The following is a 17,401-nucleotide window of genomic DNA, read 5'->3' on the forward strand; positions in this document are numbered from 1 at the left end:
GGGGCATGGGTGCCGACGTCGCGTCGTCCGAGGGCGAGGGCGAGGGCGTGGGCGACGGCGAAGCCGTCCCGGTCGCCGAGGGTGTGGCCGCCGGGGAGGGCGTCGCACGCATCGACGCACCCGCCGGCAGTGGGAACGACGCCCCGCCCGCCGCATCCCCCGCGTCGTGGTAGAACTCCTTCCACACGTACAGCCTCGACAGTCCGCTCGCCACCCGCACGCCGTTGCCGCCTGTGACCGTCGTGTTCCTGATCGACACGTTGCCCGTCACGTTTCCGACCCAGGATGCCGACACCAGCTTCGAGGTGCCGCCGGCCAGCCAGACATCCTTCTCGGCATCCGTGGTGCCGGTCTTGCCGAAGTGCGCTGTGCCGTCGGCGGGGTTCGCCGGCATCGCTGTGCCCGACTGGATGACGCCCTGCATGGCGTAGAGGGCCGTCTGGGCGATCTTGGGGTCGATCGCCTGCGTGCACGACGTCTGCGGAACATCCACCGCCGCTCCCGCCGCGTCGGTGATGCCCGAGATCGCGACCGGGGTGCAGTAGAGACCGTTGTTGGCGACTCCGGCGTAGGCGGCCGCGACGGTCAGCGGCGCGACCTCGTTGCCGCCGAGCACGGTGGCGTAGAGCCCGGTCTCCATCGGCTTCAGGTCGGCCCTGTGCATCCCGAACGCCGTCGCGATCGCGTTGATGTCGCAGAGGTCGAGCTTCGTGGCCATACTCAGGAAGGCATTGTTCACCGAGTCTTCGAACTGGTTCAGCACCGTCGCGGATCCGCCCGACTCGCCTGCGTCGTTGCCGGCGGTGTAGGTGCCGGTCACCGTGTCGCCGCAACTGTTGGTGACGTTGGCCGCCGTGAACTTCTGGTTGTTCGCGCCGTTCACGAAATCACCGAGCGAATGACCGGTCTTCAGCCAGTCCATCAACACGAACAGTTTCTCGGTCGAGCCGTTCTGAAAGCCGGTCGACCCGCCGTAGTCCGAGTCGGTGCTGTAGTTGATCGCCGTGCTCGTGGCGGGGTCGGCCGACGGATCCTGGCTGTACGTCTTGTTCTGCGCCATCGCGAGCACCTTGCCGGTGCCGGGCTCGACGGTCACGAAGGCGCCCCCGATGTCGACCGACTCCATCGACTGCGGCACGTAGTCGCTCACCGCCTGGTTGGCCGCGGCCTGCAGCGTCGGGTCGAGCGTCGTCACGATCGTGTACCCGCCCGTGTTGAGGGCGTTCAGCCGGTCATCCGCCGTCGCACCGAACGTGGAGTCGTTCAGAATGATGTCCTTGACGTAGTCGCAGAAGAAGCCGGCCCCGGCGGTCGCCGTCTGGCAGCCGGTCGACGGCTGCGTGATGTTCGGCGTCACCGGCGTCGCAACGGCCTCGTCGTACTGCGCCTGGGTGATGGCGCTGTGCTTCAGCATCGAGGCGAGCACGTCTTCGTTCCGGCGTGCCGTGTTGGCGGGGATGTTCCCGGGCTCGTCGATGCGCAGGCCCTCGGGCTCGTTGACCATGGCGGCCAGGCTCGCGGCCTGCGCGAGGGTGAGGTTCGCGGCATCCACCCCGAAGTAGTACTGCGACGCCGCCTGGATGCCGTAGATGCGCCCACCGAACAACGCGATGTTCATGTACCCGAGCAGAATGTCGTCTTTGCTGTATTCCTTCTCGAGGCCGATCGAGAGCTTGGCCTCCTTGAGTTTGCGGTCGGCCGTCGTCGCGGTCGCCTCTGCGTACGCGGCGGCCTCCTGCGTCGGGTCGCTGATCGCCTCGGCCCGCTGCACGAGGATGTTCTTCACGTACTGCTGCGAGATGGTGGATGCGCCCGACGTGATGCCACCCGTGACGGTGTTCGCGAGAAGCGCCCGCGCGCTCGACTGCACGTCGATGCCGCCGTGCTCGTAGAAGCGGGGGTCCTCGGTGGAGACGATCGCGTCTTTGACGTAGGGCGAGATGGCGTTCCAGCCGACCTCCTGCCTGTCCTGGTCGTAGAACGAGGCGAGCAGCGTCTTCGAACCGTCGGCGTTCTGCGCGTAGATGCTCGACGTCTGCGACAGCGCATCGGGCTTGATGTAGCTCGGTAGATTCTCGAAGACGCTCAGCGAACTGTCGACGGCGACCCCGGTCACGGCGAGCGCGGGCGTGACGACGGCCGTCACCAGCACACCGGCGATGACGCTCGCCCCCACGATTCCCGCGATCGCTCCGAGAACGCCGGTCGTCTTACTCTTCTGGGCAGGCATGAACGTCGACGCTACGGTGCCATCCTGAGTGCGACCGTGGGCGGCCTATGGGTTCCCACAGAAACGCCGGGCGCGGGCTGGGCGGCCGGGCTGGGCGGCGTGGGCTCAGCCGACCGACTGCACGAAGGTGAGCGTCGCCGCGGAGATCTCGGCGCGGGCATCGTCGTGCGCAATGGTCGGCTCCCCATCTCCCGCCTGGCTGCCGTAGTCGCCGAAGAAGGCGTGCACGCCGCCCGGTATCTCGTCGAAGGTCGTGCCGGCGGGCAGGTCGGCTCTGGATGCCCGGATCGCGTCCGGCGTCGCCAACCCGTCGAGCGAGCCCGACACCGACAGCACCGGAGCGTCGATGCTCGAGATGTCGTTCGCGGGGTACGAGGCGTAGAGCAGCAGCCCGACGACCGGTTCGCCGCCGCCCGTGCCCACGGGCCCCGAGGTCGACTCTGCGACCGGAACCGCATACGACCTCGCATCGAGAGCCGCCACGGTGCCGCCGAGCGAGTGGCCGCCGACGATCCACTGGGTCACGCCGGGGAACGAGGCGCGCTCGCCGGCGAAGGCGCCGGTCGCGAGGAACGCGATGCCGAGCGGCTGCTTCGGGATCACGACGAGATAGCCGGCCTCCGCGAGCGGTCGGAGCACCGCGGCGTAGGCCCGGGCATCCACCCGCGCCCCCGGCTGGAAGAAGACACCCGTCGCCTGCGGGTCGCCCACCGGCGCCAGCACGATCTCGGTCGGCGTCTCGCTGACGCTCACCCGGGCATCCGGAACCATCGCCGAGAGCGCCGGCTCGACCGCCGACGACGGCACCAGCCAGACCACGCCGGCGAGCAGGGCGACGCCGACGACGAGCAGCGCACCGCGGCCTACCTTGAACCGGCGCCGGCGAACCGTACGGGTCAGCCAGGCGCGGGTCGCGACCACGACGCAGGTCACGAACGATCCCACCAGCAACACCGGGTACGCCGGATGCCCGTGCACCAGCATCGCGCCGGTCGCCACCGCCGCCCAGACGCACGCCAGCGCGCCGAGCGTGGCAACGATGCGCGCCGCCCAGAGCCCCACCGCATCGACCCGCGTCACCCGCGCCACCCGTGCTTCAGTCATGACCCCAGTCTGCCGGGTGCGGAGCGCCCAGAGGCCCCGGGCTCTCGCCTCGCCGCCCGGCGCGCACCCCTTCTCGCTCGTGCCTACAGGTGAGTCCGCACCGTCGCTGCGAATCGCGGCACTCCAGCGTCGGCCAGCCTGACCAGGACGTCGCTCACCGACATCTCCGGGCGCGAATAGTCTGCGACGAGCTGTCGAATGGCTCCGGCGGTGAGGCCCGGGAAGAGGTTCAGCTGGTCGAGAAGAAACGCGTCCGTATGGACGACTTCGATGTCGTACGGTGCAGTGCTCTCCGGCGGGAAGTCCTTCACGTTGAAGGTGACCAGCACCTCGGCGTTCGCACGAACCGCCGCGGCGAGCACGTGCCGATCTTTCGGGTCGCACGTCATGGCGGGAACCAGGTAGCCGTAGCCCGTCACTGCTGCATCGGGAAACCATCGGGTCATGGCGAAGATGCGGCGCTCGACGTTCGTCGAGCGCACTCCGTGAGCGACCAGGTTGCGGCGAAGTTCTTCGAGGACGTCTGCTGACCAGAGTGGCCTGAACAGGCCGCGCTCAGCCAGGGCGAGGAGCACGTCGTTCAGCTGGAAGCCGAAGAGAACGTTCGTATCGAGAAAGGCGGGAAAGGTGGCCAATCAGCCCTCCGTCTCGCTGAGGCGGCGAAGTGACGGCGCTCCCGGAGTGTGAGGTTGCGTGAGTCCGTCCCGGGCGAGCTCAGCGAGAGCTGCACGACGTTCCGCACGCATGCGTTCCTGGTATGCGACGACGTCTCGGAGAGTGACGCGCCGATGCCGACCGACCGTCTCGAAAGGGATCTCACCCGCCTCCAGCAGCTTGACGAGTGTAGGCCGGGAGATGCCCAGAAAGTCCGCGACCTCCTGGGTGGTGAGCTTCGCCGCGTTGGGCATGATGGTCACGCCATCGCCGAGCGCCAGATGATGCGCGGCCACCTCGAGGACCTCGAACAACTCTGCGGGAATGCTGCGTTCGACGCCATCAGGACCAACGAGGAGTGTCTGGCCCGACTGCCGGGCCGAGACGTCGATGCCGTTGATGGCCTGGGCGAACTCCAGGAGCTCGCGAGCCTGCGTCGGGAGGTAGGTGTGCGTCTCCGTGGTGCGGTGCTGAGATCCGGTCACATCAGTCATAGCCTCAGTGTATTCGAAATATTCGAAAGGCGGCGCGAAGCGCGGTTTCGCTCGGGGGTTAGGTAAGGCTACGCTTACATGATGGCCCGACCGTCGACCCTGAGCAGCGCGCGACCCGCGGCGCCGAGGCCGTCCGCGGAGCGCACACCGCGCACACAGCGAACGCAGCGCACACCGCGCACGCGGCACGCGCAGCGCCCGCTCGTTCTCGCCGGCCTCGCCGCCGCCGTACTCGCCATCACGTTCGTCAGCCTGATGCTCGGCAGTAACCTGATCGGCCCGGGCGCCGTGCTGACAGGGCTGTTCGATCCGGCACAGGATGCGGGTTCGGTCGTCTGGGGCTCGCGGGTGCCGCGCACGGTGCTCGGCCTGCTGGTGGGCGTCTGCCTGGGCGTCGCGGGCGCGGTGATGCAGGGCCAGACCCGCAACCCGCTGGCCGATCCGGGGCTCTTCGGCGTCTCTGCCGGCGCCAGTTTTGCGGTGGTGATCGGCGTCTATGTGCTCGGCACCAGCTCGGTTCTCGGCACGCTCTGGCTGGCTCTGGCCGGCGCCACAGTCGCCAGCGTGGTCGTCTTCGCGGTGGCGGCGCTTGGCCGCGGGCTCTCGAGCCCGGTTCCGCTGGCGATCGCCGGCACCGCGGTGTCTGCCCTCCTCGTCGCGCTCACCTCGTTCCTCGTGCTGAGCGACGAGACGACCCTCGCTGCCTACCGCATCTGGGTGGTCGGCTCGCTCTCGGGCCGCTCGCTGAACGGGGTGGATGCCGCACTGCTCTTCGCCGCCGTCGGCCTAGTGTTCGCCGCTGCGAACATCCGCTCACTGAACACGCTCGCGCTCGGCACCGAGCTCGCGAGCGGTCTCGGCGAGAGCCTGTTGCGCGCCCGCCTCACCGGTCTCGCCGCGATCACCCTGCTCACCGCCGCGGCCGTGGCCATCTCGGGCCCGATCGGATTCGTCGGCCTGACGGCCCCGCACATCGCCCGGCGCTTCGTCGGGGGCGACCACCACTGGCTGCTGCCGGCCTCGGGCCTCGTAGGGGCGTGCGTGCTCCTCGTCTGCGACGTGATCGGCCGGATGATCGGTGGCAACGCCGAGGTCTCCGTCGGTGTCGTGCTCACCGTGTTCGGTGGCATCGTCTTCATCTCGATCGTGCGCCGCGGAAAGATGGCGACGCTGTGACGACGCAGGCGGGCAGCACCCAGGCATCCGGCACCGCCCCGGGCACCGCCCCGGGCACCGCCCCCCACGGCCACCGCTTCTTCGGCAGGCTCTGGCGCGGGCGCGTCGTGACCGCCACGATCGGGTGCCTCGTCGCGGCCGTTCTGGTGGGCATCCTGGGCATCGTCGCGGGCTCCTCGTCGCTCAGCATCGCGGATGCCGTGCAGACGCTGCTCGGTGCCGGCACCCGCGCCCAGAACCTCATCGTGCTCGACCTCCGGCTGCCGCGCGTGGTCGGCGGCCTGCTCGTCGGCGCCGCCCTCGGCCTCGCCGGAGCTCTCACCCAGACGTTCGCCCGCAATCCGCTCGCGACGCCCGACATCATCGGCGTCACCTCCGGCGCCAGCCTCGGCGCCGTCTCGGCCATCGTGCTCGCGGGCGGCGGATACTCCGTCGCTGCCGGGCTGTTGAGCCTCGGCCTGCCGGCCGTCGCGGCGATCGGTGCCCTCACGACGGCCGCCATCGTCTACGGGCTGTCGTGGCGCGGCGGGGTCGACAGCTACCGGCTCATCCTGATCGGCATCGGGGCGACGGCGACGCTGACCGGAATCACGAGCTACCTCATCGCGAAGGCGCAGATCACCGAGGCGGCGACGGCGGCGCAGTGGCTCGTGGGCAGTCTCTCCGGCATCTCCTGGGCGAGCGTCTGGCCCGTACTCGTCGCGCTCATCGTCATCACGCCCCTCGCGCTGGTGCAGTCGACCAGCCTCGACATCAGCCAGCTCGGCGATGACATGTCGACAGGGCTCGGGGTGGCCATCCAGAGACACCGTCTCATCGTGATCGTCTGCGCGGTCCTGCTGACCGCTGCCGCCGTCTCGGCGAGCGGGCCGATCGAGTTCGTGGCGTTCGTCGCCCCGCAGATCGCCCGGCGTCTCGCGAAGACCGGGCGACCGCCGCTTCTCGCCTCCGCCCTCGTCGGAGCCGTCGTCGTGGCCGGCGGCGATGCCCTGGTGCGCGGGGTTCTCCCCGGCGAGATCCCGGTGGGCATCATCACCGCCATCGTCGGGGCTCCGTACCTGATCTGGCTTCTGACCCGCAAGAGTTCCCGGGAGGGCACCGCATGACCGCACACGCACCGACAATCGCCCGTTCGGGCGCTGCACGGCCCAGCACGTCGGCCGCGGCATCCGGAGCCGACGGCGTGACCCCGCCCGCTCTGGAAGCACGCGGGGTCACCCTCGCCTACGATCGCGCCGTGGTGTTCGAGGGGCTCGACCTGTCGATCGAGCAGGGCAGGGTGACGACGCTGATCGGTGCGAACGGCAGCGGCAAGTCGACCCTGTTGAAGGCGTTCGGCAGGCTGCTCGCCCCGAGCGCAGGGTCGGTCGAGCTCGGTGGCCGACCGATGAAGTCGCTGGCCACGCGGGAGGTCGCGCGTCGGCTCGCGATTCTGCCGCAGAAGCCGCTCACACCCTCCGCCACGACGGTGCGCGACCTGGTGTCGCGGGGCCGCCACCCGCACCAGAGCCTGCTGCGACCGTGGACGCCGCAGGATTCGACGGTGGTCGACACGGCGCTCGCCTCGACCGGCCTCACCGAGCTCGCCGACCGTGACGCCGGGTCGCTGTCGGGCGGGCAGCTGCAGCGGGCGTGGATCGCGCTCATTCTCGCCCAGGAGGCGCCGACCATTCTGCTCGACGAGCCGACCACCTTTCTCGACCTCGCCCACCAGCTCGACGTGCTGCGGCTCGTCCGGTCGATCAATCGCGAGCGCGGGGCGACGGTCGTCATGGTTCTGCACGACCTGACGCTCGCCGGCCGTTATTCCGACCGGCTGGTCGTCGTGGGGGAGGGCCGGGTGATCGCCGACGGAACGCCGTGGGAGGTACTGACGCCCGACACGCTGAGGCGAGCCTTCGCGCTGGAGGCGATGGTGATTCCCGACCCGAGCAGCGGTGCCCCGCTCATCGTTCCTGTCGATCCCGAGTAGCCGTTTTAGTGAGGATAGGCTAACCTAACTTTTGTGAAACTCTCCTCTCTCCTGCGCGGATCTGCGCTCCTCCTCGCCCCTGTCATCGCCCTCGCGGCCCTCACCGGCTGCTCGACGGGTTCGTCGGCCTCATCCGGTTCCTCCGGCTCCGACGCCGGTTCGTCGGGTGGAGCCGCTGCGGCCTCCGGCGAGTGGAGCTACACCGACGACACCGGCAAGACGGTCACGCTCGACCACCGCCCCGAGGCGGTCGCAAGCTACGCCGACTACGCGATCGGGCTGCTCAGCTACGGCATCGACCCCGTCGCGATCTTCGGCCGGGTCGACGTGGCGACCGACGAGCGCTTCGCGCCCTACGACATCAGTGGGGCCGCCATCGTGGGCAACAGCTACGGCGAGATCGACCTCGAGGCGCTGGCCGCCACGGCTCCCGACCTGATCGTGACCGGCATCTACCCGACCGACCGCGAAGGCACTCTCGACCTGGCCGGCCCGCTCTACGGCCTCGCCGACGCCGAGCAGCAGGCCCAGCTCGAGAAGATCGCGCCCGTCGTCGCGATCATGGTCGGCGGCAAGGGCCTCGACGTGATCAACAGCATGAACAGGCTTGCCGAGTCGCTCGGCGCCAGCGCAGACACCGTCGCCGCCGCGAAGACGAAGTACGACGCTGCGGCCGCCGACCTGACCGCCGCGGCCGCCGAGAATCCCATCGAGATCACGCAGATGTACGCCGACGCCGACGGGCTCTACGTCACGAAGACGGCCGACGAGCCCGAGACCGAGCTCTATGCCAGCCTCGGTGTGACCTTCACGAACAAGAATCCCGACGGCTACTACTACTGGGACATCTACAGCTGGGAGAACGCGGCCCAGGTGATGAGCGGCGATGTACTCCTCCTGAACGTCGAAGGCTTCCAGAAGGACGACCTGCTCGCGCAGCCGACCTTCGCCTCCGACAAGGCCCTGCAGGCCGGGCAACTGCACCCGTGGAACCAGGCCGCGCTCGACTACGCGTCGCAGGCGTCGCACATGACCGAGCTGGCCTCGATCATCCGTGCGTCGAAGAAGCTCTGAACGAACGGGGAACCCGACACCTTCCGTTCACCGTGACACCCTTGGTGTGGCCCTCGAACGGGGGATAGTCTGCTCGTGTTCGACCGATGCCGACACGAGGAGTCCACCCGTATGCGCCAGCGTTCCCCCCAGCGAATCCGTCTCGGTGTCGCCGTCGCCGCAGCCCTCGGGCTGGTCGCCGCACCGCTCGCGGCCGTGTCGGCCTCGGTCTCGGCGTCGGCCAGCCCATCGGGGGCGGGGGTGGTCATCAACGAGGCCTACCTGAACGGGGGCAGCGCCGGAGCGGCCTACCTCAACAAGTTCGTGGAGCTCTACAACCCGACCGATGCGGCGATCTCCCTGGCGCCGTATTCGCTGCAGTACCGCTCGGCGACCGGAACCTCGAACCCCACGGGCGTTCTGCCGCTGACGGGAACGATCGCCGCCCACGGGCACTACCTCGTCGGCGGGTCGTCGAACGCGGCCAACGGTGCGGCGCTGCCGACCCCCGACCAGACGTTCGGAGCTTCGTTCGCGGCCGGCGGGGGCACGCTGTTCCTCGCGGCCCAGACGACGGCGCTGACCGCTCCGCCGGTGGGGTCGATCGTCGGCACCGCGTCGGTCGTCGACCTGCTCGGCTACGGAACGTCGAACACCTTCGAAGGCGCGGCGTCGGCGGCGGCATCCGTGACCACCTCGCTCGGCCGCACGAACGCGGCCGACACCGACAACAACGCGGCCGACTTCGTGGCAGGGATGCCGACACCGCAGAACGCGGCATCGGATGGGGGCGCGGTGCCGCCCACGGCGCCACCCACGACCGCGCCGCCGACGGCGCCGCCCACGGGCACACCCGCGCCGGGCACGCCGGTCAGCATCGCCGCCATCCAGGGCGAGACCGACCAGACGCCTCTCGCCGGCCAGACCGTCAGCACCGACGGCGTCGTCACCGCGAGCTACCCGACCGGTGGCTTCAATGGTTACTTCATCCAGACGCCCGGCACTGGGGGCGTCCGGGATCTCGCAGCGCAGAAGGCGTCAGACGCGGTCTTCGTCTACTCCCCGGCGACGGTCGCGGCCGCCACCATCGGCAGCCATGTCTCGGTGACCGGCATCGTCTCCGAGTTCTCGGGCCTGACCGAGCTGAGCGTCGCAGCGGGTGGGCTCACCGTGCTCACCGACAGCGTCGCGGCACCGGCACCGGCGCCGGTCACGAACGCTCTGCCGACGGATGCCCTGCAGCGCGAGTCGCTCGAAGGCATGCTGCTCGCCCCCTCGGGCGACTTCACCGTCACCGACAACTACGACACGAACTACTACGGCTCGATCGTGCTGGCTCCCGGAACGAAGCCCTTCGACACGCCCACCGCAGTGACGGAACCGGGCAGCGCCGACTACACCGCGCTCGTCGCGTCGAACGCCGCTCGCGCGGTGACCCTCGACGACGGCGCGAGCATCAACTTCAACACCGCGGCGAACCAGTCGATCCCGCTCCCGTACCTGTCGACCTCGAACCCGGTGCGCATCGGTGCGAAGGCGACGCTGACGAAGCCGGTCGTGCTCGACTACCGCTTCGGGGCCTGGAACCTGCAGCCCACCCAGCAGTTGACGGCGACCAACGCGGCCTCCGTGCAGCCGTTCACGTTCGCGAACACCCGCACCCCCGCTCCGGCCGATGTGGGCGGCGACATCACCCTCGCGTCGTTCAACGTTCTGAACTACTTCACCACGACCGGCGACTCGATAGCCGGATGCACGTACTACGTCGACCGGGAGGGCAACCCGAACACGGTGAACAGCGGATGCGACGCCCGCGGAGCAGCGAACGCCGACGACCTCGCGCGGCAGCAGGCGAAGATCGTCGCGGCGATCAACTCCCTCGGCGCCGATGTCGTCTCGTTGGAGGAGATCGAGAACTCCGCGCGCTTCGGCAAGCCGCGTGACACTGCGGTGTCGGCGCTCGTCGATGCGCTGAACGGCGCCGCCGGCGCAGGAACGTGGGCGTTCGTGCCGTCGCCCGCAGTGCTGCCGGCCTCGGAAGACGTGATCCGCACCGCCTTCATCTACAAGCCGGCGCTCGTGCAGACCGTCGGCGGGTCGACCATCCTCGACGACCCCGCCTTCGCGAACGCCCGGCAGCCCCTGGCCCAGGCGTTCAAGCTGGCCGGCGCCGCCGATTCCACGTCGTTCCTCGCTATCGTGAACCACTTCAAGTCGAAGGGTTCGGGCACGGGTGCCGATGCCGACCAGGGCGACGGCCAGGGGGCATCCAATGCCTCGCGGGTGAAGCAGGCCACCGCACTGGTGGCGTTCGCCGACGCGCTGAAGGCCTCGACGGGCATCGGTCGGGTGCTGCTCGGCGGTGACTTCAACGCCTACCTGAAGGAAGACCCGATCGACGTTCTGGTCGCGGCGGGCTACGTCGATCTCGGCCAGCGCACCGGCAAGTCGACGTACGCCTTCGACGGCGCGGTCGGCTCGCTCGACCACATCTTCGCGAACGCGGCGGCGAATGCCAGCGTGCACGCTGTGGACGAGTGGAACATCAACTCGGTCGAGTCGATCGCGTTCGAGTACAGCCGCAACAACTACAACGCGACCGACTTCTACCAGCCGAACGCCTACCGTTCGAGCGACCACGACCCGGTTCTCGTGGGTCTGTCGCTGTCGTCGCCGACGACCCCGCCCACCACGACGCCCCCGGTCGACCCGGTGACGGCGTGGCTGCAGGCGCTCGCCGCCAAGCTCCTCGCGCTGCTGAAGCACCTCTTCCCGTGGCTGCACGGGTAGCCCGGCGGCCGCAGTAGAGCGAGCGCCGCGCCGAGCGCGGTGAAACGAGCGCCGCGGCCCGGCGCGGTGTAACGAGCGCCGCGCCCAGGCCTCAGTAGCTGCTGTAGCTGACCGCTCCGGCGACTGCGCTGATGATCGCCACGAGCAGGTAGATCACGATGAAGGCGATGCCGATGATCACGCCGGCCAGGGCGAGGCCGTGCCCGCGTTCGCCGGTCTGCTTGATCTGTCGCAGCGAGATGATGCCGACCACCACGCCGACGATCGGGATCACGAAAGCGCCGATGATGGCGACGATCGAGAGGGTGTTGAGTTTCGACTGCACCGCACCGGTGTAGGGAGTCTGGATCATCAGCTGTCCTTTGTTGAAGAATTGTCGTCTCTCAACAATACGAGGAATCATCACTGCTGCGCAAACCGATCTGCCCACTATTCTTGGCGCATGACGGGCGTATCGAGGCGACAGTTCCTGCTCACAGCCGGTGGTGCCGCCGCGGCGACCGCGCTGCTCGCCGCCTGCACCGACCCGGGCCCGGGCCCGAGCGGCTCCCCGACCGCGACCGCGACGCCTGCACCGACGAACGCGGGCCCGCCCGTCTGGACCGACCTCGCCACCGCGATCGGCGGAACCCTCCTGCTGCCCGCCGACGCCGACTACGCCACCGCTCGGCTCACCGAGAACCCGCGGTTCGACGACGCCCAGCCCCTCGCGATCCTCGAGGCGTCGAGCGCGGCCGACGTCACCGCCGGGCTGGCGTTCGCCACGAAGTACGGCCTGCCGCTCGCCCTTCGTTCAGGCGGACACAGTTATGTCGGCGCATCGGCGGGTGGGGCATCCGGAACCGGCTTCGCGCCCTCCCTCGTGATCAGCACCGCCCGCCTCACCGGCGTGACCCTCTCGACCGACGGGTCGACCGCCCAGGTCGGCGCCGGAGCCAGTCTCGTTCAGGTCTACGACGCCGTCGGTTCGGCGGGCCGCGCGATAGCCGGCGGCTCGTGCGCGACGGTCGGCGTCACAGGCCTCGCGCTCGGCGGCGGGGTCGGCGTGCTGGTGCGCTCCTTCGGCCTCGCCTGCGACCAGCTCACCGGCGTCGAGATCGTCACCGCAGACGGCGCCGTGCACCAGGCCAGCCCCACGACCGACGCCGACCTGTTCTGGGCCTGCCAGGGCGGCGGCGGCGGCCAGCTCGGCGTCGTGACCGGCCTGACATTCGCCACCCGTGAGGCGCCGCAGGTGAACACCTGGTACGTCGAATGGCCCTGGTCGAGTGCATCCGATGTCATCGAGTCGTGGCAGAACTGGGCCCCGCACGCCGACAACCGGCTCTGGTCGACTCTGAAACTGCTCGGCGGCGAGAGCCACAGCGGGCAGCCGAGCGTCTCGGTCTCCGGCACGTTCACCGGCGACCTCGGTGACCTCCCCGGCCTGCTGACCCCGTTGATCGGCGGGGTGCCGGCCGACCCGACCGACAACGAGTCATTCGCCCACACCTACCTCGAGGCGATGATGACAGAGGCCGGCTGCGCCAAGACGCCTCTTGCCGAGTGCAACACGGGGTCGAACGGCTCGCTCACCCGCGAGCCCTCGTCGGGTACGTCGAATGTGGCGTACGCGACGCTCGACTCCAACGGAATCGCCGACCTCATCGCGGCCGTCGAGGCCGCACAGAACGTTTCGGGCATGACCGAGGGCGGTATCTCGATGGATGCACTCGGCGGCGTCGTCTCGACCATCGACCCTGCCGCGACGGCGTTCGTGCACCGCCGAGCGCTGATGACCGTGCAGTACACCGCGACCTTCGCGGTCGGCGCCGACCCCGCGCCGTACGACAGCTACGTGCGTTCGTTCCGCACGACGATGACCGCGCACTGGCAGAACTGGGCGTACGTCAACTACCTCGACGCGACGGTTCCGGATGCCCAGACGGCCTATTTCGGAGCGAATCTGCCGCGCCTCAGCGCTCTGAAGCAGCAGTACGACCCGCACGGACTGCTCGCCGCGCCGCACTAGGCTGGCCGCATGCTTCTCAGCGACCGCGACATCAGGGCCGAGTTGGGCAGTGCGCGCATCGGGCTCAGCCCGTACGACCCGGCGATGGTGCAGCCGTCGAGCGTCGACGTGCGTCTGGATCGGTTCTTCCGCCTGTTCGACAACCACAAGTACCCGTTCATCGACCCCGCCGAAGACCAGCCCGAGCTCACCCGCCTCATCGAGGCGAAAGCCGATGAGCCGTTCATCCTGCACCCCGGAGAGTTCGTGCTCGGCTCGACCTTCGAACGGGTCACCCTGCCCGACGACATCGCGGCGCGCCTCGAGGGCAAGAGTTCGCTCGGTCGCCTCGGGCTGCTGACGCACTCCACGGCCGGCTTCATCGACCCTGGCTTCTCGGGGCACGTCACGCTCGAGCTCTCGAACGTCGCGACCCTGCCGATCAAACTCTGGCCCGGCATGAAGATCGGGCAGCTGTGCTTCTTCCAGCTCAGTTCGGCTGCCGAGCATCCCTACGGTTCGGGCGTCTACGGCTCCCGGTACCAGGGCCAGCGCGGGCCGACAGCCTCCCGCTCGCACCTCAACTTCCACCGCACAGACACCGCCGGCGGCGACCCCGCGCCCGCCGCCACCCTCGGCGGCCACGGCTGACCCACCCGCCCCGCCTCACCCACGTCCGCGAGACGGTCACTTCCGGGCGAGACTAACCCGCACACCTGACCGTCTCGCCCGCAACGGTCGGTCTCGCTGCAGTGCGGTAGCTCCGTGGTCACCCGCCAAACCGGCTGCCGGTCGTCAGACCCCTGACCATCACCCGCCAGCCCGTCCAGAACGTTGGGCCTCGGCGAGGGCCGCGACCGCGTGGCCGGATGGTGCGGCTCAGCGGCCGCCGCATCACGCGAGACGGTCACTTCCGGGCGAGACCGACCCGCACACGTGACCGTCTCGGCCGTAACGGTCCGTTTCGCGACCGCGTCGCCGGATGGCGCGCGGCTCAGCTGCCGCTGCCGTCGCCCGCGGCGGCGCGGCGCGCGGCCGGCAGCGCGTCGAACGACTCCGTGAAGATGCGCCGCGGATGCTCCGTCGCCGCCAGCGACACCGTCTGCCGGCTCGTCAGCGCCTCGATCACCCACCCGCCCAGCACGCGGATCTTGCGGTTCACCGTCGGGATCACCAACCCGTGGTACCCCCGGTGCATCGCCCACGCCGGCAGCCCGCGCAGCTTCACACCCCTCACCAGCGCCGCACCGCGCCCCACGCCGTAGCCCGCCACCGTTCCGAGCGACGCATGCCTGTACTCCTCCAGTTCGCCGCCCCGGATGCTCGCCAGAATGTTCCGGGCGAGCAGAACGCCCTGCCGCAGAGCGTTCTGCGCGTTCGGCGGGTAGAACGTCGGCTGCTTCGAGGCGGGCGCGGTCAGGTCGGGGATCTGCGCGTTGTCGCCGACCGCCCACGCACCCTCGACGACGGTCGCCGAACCGCGGATCCCGCCGCCGACCCCCGCCGCGGCATCCTCGCCCCGCACGACCTGCAGCCGCACGTTCGCCACCACGTGCCCCTTCGGCCCGCGCGGCGCATTCGTCAGGTCGAGGGCCGGGTTCGGCTGCACTCCGGCCGTCCAGATGACCGTGTTCGCCGCAATCGTCTCGCCCGTGCTCAGTTCGAGTTCCCCATCGACTGCCGACGTGATGGTCGTCTTCAGCCGCACATCGATGCCGCGCTCCCGCAGCTGCGCGAGCGTGAACTTCGACAGTTCGGGTCCGACCTCCGGTGCAACCCGATCCAGAGCCTCGATCAGCACCCACCGCAGCTCGCCGATGTCGAGCGCGGGGTTCGCGCGCACGGCGATCTTCGAGAGGTCGCTGAGCTCCGACAGCGCCTCGACACCCGTGTACCCGCCCCCGACGACGACGAAGGTGAGCGCCCTCGCCCGCAGCGCCGGGTCGTCGGTCGAGGCGGCGAGCGCCACCTGCTCGAGCACCCGGTTGTGGGTGTAGACGGCCTCTTCGATGGTCTTGAAGCCGACCGCGTTCTCTTCGAGCCCGGGGGTCGGGAAGACGCGGGTCACGGCCCCCAGCGCGAGAACGACGTGGTCGTAGGTGAGCGGGATGCTCGAACCGTCGAGCCCCGTGATCTCGGCGGTCTTCGCGTCGACGTCGAGGCCGGCCAGGCTCCCGCGGATGATGCGCGACCCGCGTAGTGTGCGCCGCAGCGACACGGCGACGTCGGCGGGATTCACGTGGCCGCCCGCGACCTCGGGCAGCAGCGGCTGGTAGGTCATGTAGCCGTTGCGGTCGACGAGGATGATCTCGACCGGCGTCTCGCCGCGGTGCCGTTCGAGCCCGAGGGCGACGTAGAGCCCGGCGTATCCGCCGCCGAGGATGAGCACGCGCTGGCGCCGCGGGGCGCGGCTGCGGTCGGGCGTGGCGGGGGCGGGGCTGCCGGAGGGGGTCGAGTGGCCGGCGGGGGTGCTCTGCGGGTCGGACTGCGAGGAGGTCATACTCGACCCTACGAAGCACGGCGGCCGGCTGCCACCCCTTCCGAACGCGTCGGCGTCGCGGCACAATGGTGCTCCTGCCGCAGCAGCACGGTGCGGGTGGCGCCCGGGGGCCCGGGGAGCGATGATGGAGGCTGACGACGAGGCCGGAGGCCCGATGACCGACTGGTGGGCCCGCTTCGAGCGCGACGCCGCCTTCAGGCAGGCCACGATCGACGCCTACGACGGCCGGCACGACGTCGCCGATGCCGTGTGGTGGGTCGAGCATCCGGAGTCCGTTGCGCCCTCGGGCGCGCCCGCCGCACTCGCCCCGCTCGCCGACCTGCAGCGCGCCGCGTTCGCCCGGCCGAACGACGCCGACCCGGGCGGCACGGTGTCGAACCTCAGGGAGCTCGAGGCGTTCCGCGGCATGGTCGAGGCCGATCGCTCCGAGACGCTGGCGGCGCTCGAGGAGGCGCAGGCGGTTCTGGATGCCCGACCCGCCCAGCGCCGCAGGGTCGGCTTGCTCGTGGGCGGCCTCGCGGCGGCGGTCTGCGTCGCCGGGGCACTGGCGTTCGGTGCGGTCGCGGTGTTCGCGCCCGGCGGATCGGCAGGCGCGTTCCCTCTGTTCGGCGCGGGCGGCGCGTCGGGCTCCGCCGACGGGGGAGGGGTGGATGCAGCCGGCAGCGGTGCCGACGCGGGCGGGAGCGGTGCCGGCAGCGGTGGGGGGAGCATCGGCGACGGCGGCTCGAGCTATGGCGCCACGCTCGGCGACCCCGCGGCATCCGGAACCGGGACCGACGGGGGCGTGGACGGCGGCGGCGGGGCGCCCGAGCCTGCGCTGACCGCCGCCCCGTACCCGAACTTCCCGCCCGACACCGGCGCCGCCTCCTACGCCGACATCTTCGCCCGAGAGCAGGGGGCCGCTGACCGGCCGCCGGAGCCCCTGCCCGACGGCCTCGTCGGCGAGACGTTCCGCCTGCTGAGCGGCGGGCAGAACACCGCCGGAGCCGTCTACGTCGCCGTCAGCACCGAGCGCATGGTCTGCCTCGTGGTCTACGGGAGCCCGCTGGAGTACACCTACTCGTGCGACACGGCGACCGGCGTCGGCGCGCACGGGCTGCAGTCGTCGATCAGCACCCGCGACCGCACAGACCCGGCGACGGGCGCCCTGAACCCCGCGATCGCCCTCTCCGCCCGCTGGCACCCCGACGGCACCTTCACCCTCGACCGCTCCACCCCCTACGCCCGCGGCTGACCCGCCCCGCCCGCCCTCCGCGCTCGCGAGGGGGCCCAAATTGTCCTCGCCCCTCGGCATTGCAACGATTTGCGTCCCTTCACCGCCGCAACGTGCGGTGGTGGCGGAGGCAGGTGGCGAGGCTCGGTCAGTCGCGCGGTGGCGCGCGGCCGTGAGCGGAGCCGGGTTGGCCGCGCGCCACCGCGCGACTGACCGAGCCTCGCC

Annotated in this window: 14 protein-coding genes; 8 read left to right on the forward strand and 6 right to left on the reverse strand. The window is 70.2% G+C overall.

From position 1 onward, the window contains the following. The 4 genes from C5B96_RS09905 to C5B96_RS17840 form a co-directional block, all read right to left on the reverse strand. On the reverse strand, positions 1 to 2,230 hold a 2,230-nt coding region (locus C5B96_RS09905; RefSeq protein ID WP_104245209.1), incomplete at its 3' end, for a transglycosylase domain-containing protein. A gap of 105 nt (positions 2,231 to 2,335) precedes the next feature. Further along, on the reverse strand, positions 2,336 to 3,334 hold the full coding sequence (locus tag C5B96_RS09910) for an alpha/beta hydrolase (RefSeq protein ID WP_146078145.1): 999 nt from the start codon (positions 3,332 to 3,334) through the stop codon (positions 2,336 to 2,338). Positions 3,335 to 3,417: 83 nt separating this feature from the next. Further along, positions 3,418 to 3,969, reverse strand: coding sequence for a putative toxin-antitoxin system toxin component, PIN family (locus C5B96_RS09915; RefSeq protein ID WP_104245211.1), 552 nt, complete (start codon positions 3,967 to 3,969; stop codon positions 3,418 to 3,420). After that, positions 3,970 to 4,482 (reverse strand): helix-turn-helix domain-containing protein, encoded by a 513-nt coding sequence (locus tag C5B96_RS17840; protein WP_104245212.1) that lies wholly within the window; start codon positions 4,480 to 4,482, stop codon positions 3,970 to 3,972. Between the two features lie 78 nt (positions 4,483 to 4,560). Here C5B96_RS17840 and C5B96_RS09925 point away from each other — a divergent pair, with 78 nt between their 5' ends. From C5B96_RS09925 to C5B96_RS09945, 5 genes are all read left to right on the forward strand, one after another. Next, a complete protein-coding gene (locus tag C5B96_RS09925) occupies positions 4,561 to 5,658 on the forward strand; it encodes an iron ABC transporter permease (RefSeq protein ID WP_199176616.1) in 1,098 nt (365 codons plus the stop codon). Next, the gene (locus C5B96_RS09930; protein ID WP_104245213.1) at positions 5,655 to 6,764 is read left to right on the forward strand and encodes an iron chelate uptake ABC transporter family permease subunit; all 1,110 of its coding nucleotides are present in this window, start codon (positions 5,655 to 5,657) and stop codon (positions 6,762 to 6,764) included. The genes C5B96_RS09925 and C5B96_RS09930 overlap by 4 nt, the downstream gene beginning before the upstream one ends. Next, complete coding sequence (locus C5B96_RS09935; protein WP_104245214.1) at positions 6,761 to 7,630, forward strand: ABC transporter ATP-binding protein; 870 nt, start codon at positions 6,761 to 6,763, stop codon at positions 7,628 to 7,630. Before C5B96_RS09930 ends, C5B96_RS09935 begins: the two co-directional genes overlap by 4 nt. Before the next feature lie 33 nt (positions 7,631 to 7,663). After that, positions 7,664 to 8,704, forward strand: a complete 1,041-nt coding sequence (locus tag C5B96_RS09940) for an ABC transporter substrate-binding protein (RefSeq protein WP_104245215.1) — start codon at positions 7,664 to 7,666, stop codon at positions 8,702 to 8,704. A gap of 111 nt (positions 8,705 to 8,815) precedes the next feature. Next, positions 8,816 to 11,473, forward strand: a complete 2,658-nt coding sequence (locus tag C5B96_RS09945; protein ID WP_104245216.1) for an ExeM/NucH family extracellular endonuclease — start codon at positions 8,816 to 8,818, stop codon at positions 11,471 to 11,473. A gap of 91 nt (positions 11,474 to 11,564) precedes the next feature. Here C5B96_RS09945 and C5B96_RS09950 read toward each other — a convergent pair whose 3' ends face one another. Then, positions 11,565 to 11,825, reverse strand: coding sequence for a DUF4190 domain-containing protein (locus C5B96_RS09950; protein WP_104245217.1), 261 nt, complete (start codon positions 11,823 to 11,825; stop codon positions 11,565 to 11,567). A gap of 90 nt (positions 11,826 to 11,915) precedes the next feature. Here C5B96_RS09950 and C5B96_RS09955 point away from each other — a divergent pair, with 90 nt between their 5' ends. Next, positions 11,916 to 13,484 carry an FAD-dependent oxidoreductase gene (locus C5B96_RS09955; RefSeq protein ID WP_104245218.1) on the forward strand — a complete coding sequence of 523 codons (1,569 nt, stop codon included), beginning with the start codon at positions 11,916 to 11,918 and terminating at the stop codon, positions 13,482 to 13,484. Between the two features lie 9 nt (positions 13,485 to 13,493). Beyond that, positions 13,494 to 14,114, forward strand: a complete 621-nt coding sequence (dcd, locus tag C5B96_RS09960) for a dCTP deaminase (protein ID WP_104245219.1) — start codon at positions 13,494 to 13,496, stop codon at positions 14,112 to 14,114. 343 nt (positions 14,115 to 14,457) lie between these two features. Here dcd and C5B96_RS09965 read toward each other — a convergent pair whose 3' ends face one another. Continuing rightward, positions 14,458 to 15,963, reverse strand: coding sequence for an NAD(P)/FAD-dependent oxidoreductase (locus tag C5B96_RS09965; RefSeq protein WP_104245220.1), 1,506 nt, complete (start codon positions 15,961 to 15,963; stop codon positions 14,458 to 14,460). A 124-nt stretch (positions 15,964 to 16,087) separates the two neighbouring features. Between C5B96_RS09965 and C5B96_RS09970 the strand changes: the two genes are divergently transcribed. Then, entirely contained in the window at positions 16,088 to 17,197 is a 1,110-nt protein-coding gene (locus C5B96_RS09970; protein WP_146078146.1) for a hypothetical protein, read from the forward strand. Positions 17,198 to 17,401: the final 204 nt, after the last annotated feature.

The organism is Subtercola sp. Z020, assembly GCF_002931235.1.
In the GTDB taxonomy this organism is placed as follows: domain Bacteria; phylum Actinomycetota; class Actinomycetes; order Actinomycetales; family Microbacteriaceae; genus Subtercola.

Excerpts from the sequence above, each read along its gene's own strand:
- C5B96_RS17840 (WP_104245212.1), bottom strand. The coding sequence starts at position 4,482 with ATGACTGATGTGACCGGATCTCAGCACCGCACCACGGAGACGCACACC.
- C5B96_RS09970 (WP_146078146.1), top strand. The coding sequence starts at position 16,088 with ATGGAGGCTGACGACGAGGCCGGAGGCCCGATGACCGACTGGTGGGCC.
- C5B96_RS09935 (WP_104245214.1), top strand. The coding sequence starts at position 6,761 with ATGACCGCACACGCACCGACAATCGCCCGTTCGGGCGCTGCACGGCCC.
- C5B96_RS09965 (WP_104245220.1), bottom strand. The coding sequence starts at position 15,963 with ATGACCTCCTCGCAGTCCGACCCGCAGAGCACCCCCGCCGGCCACTCG.
- C5B96_RS09925 (WP_199176616.1), top strand. The coding sequence starts at position 4,561 with ATGATGGCCCGACCGTCGACCCTGAGCAGCGCGCGACCCGCGGCGCCG.
- C5B96_RS09945 (WP_104245216.1), top strand. The coding sequence starts at position 8,816 with ATGCGCCAGCGTTCCCCCCAGCGAATCCGTCTCGGTGTCGCCGTCGCC.
- C5B96_RS09910 (WP_146078145.1), bottom strand. The coding sequence starts at position 3,334 with ATGACTGAAGCACGGGTGGCGCGGGTGACGCGGGTCGATGCGGTGGGG.
- C5B96_RS09950 (WP_104245217.1), bottom strand. The coding sequence starts at position 11,825 with ATGATCCAGACTCCCTACACCGGTGCGGTGCAGTCGAAACTCAACACC.
- C5B96_RS09955 (WP_104245218.1), top strand. The coding sequence starts at position 11,916 with ATGACGGGCGTATCGAGGCGACAGTTCCTGCTCACAGCCGGTGGTGCC.
- dcd (WP_104245219.1), top strand. The coding sequence starts at position 13,494 with ATGCTTCTCAGCGACCGCGACATCAGGGCCGAGTTGGGCAGTGCGCGC.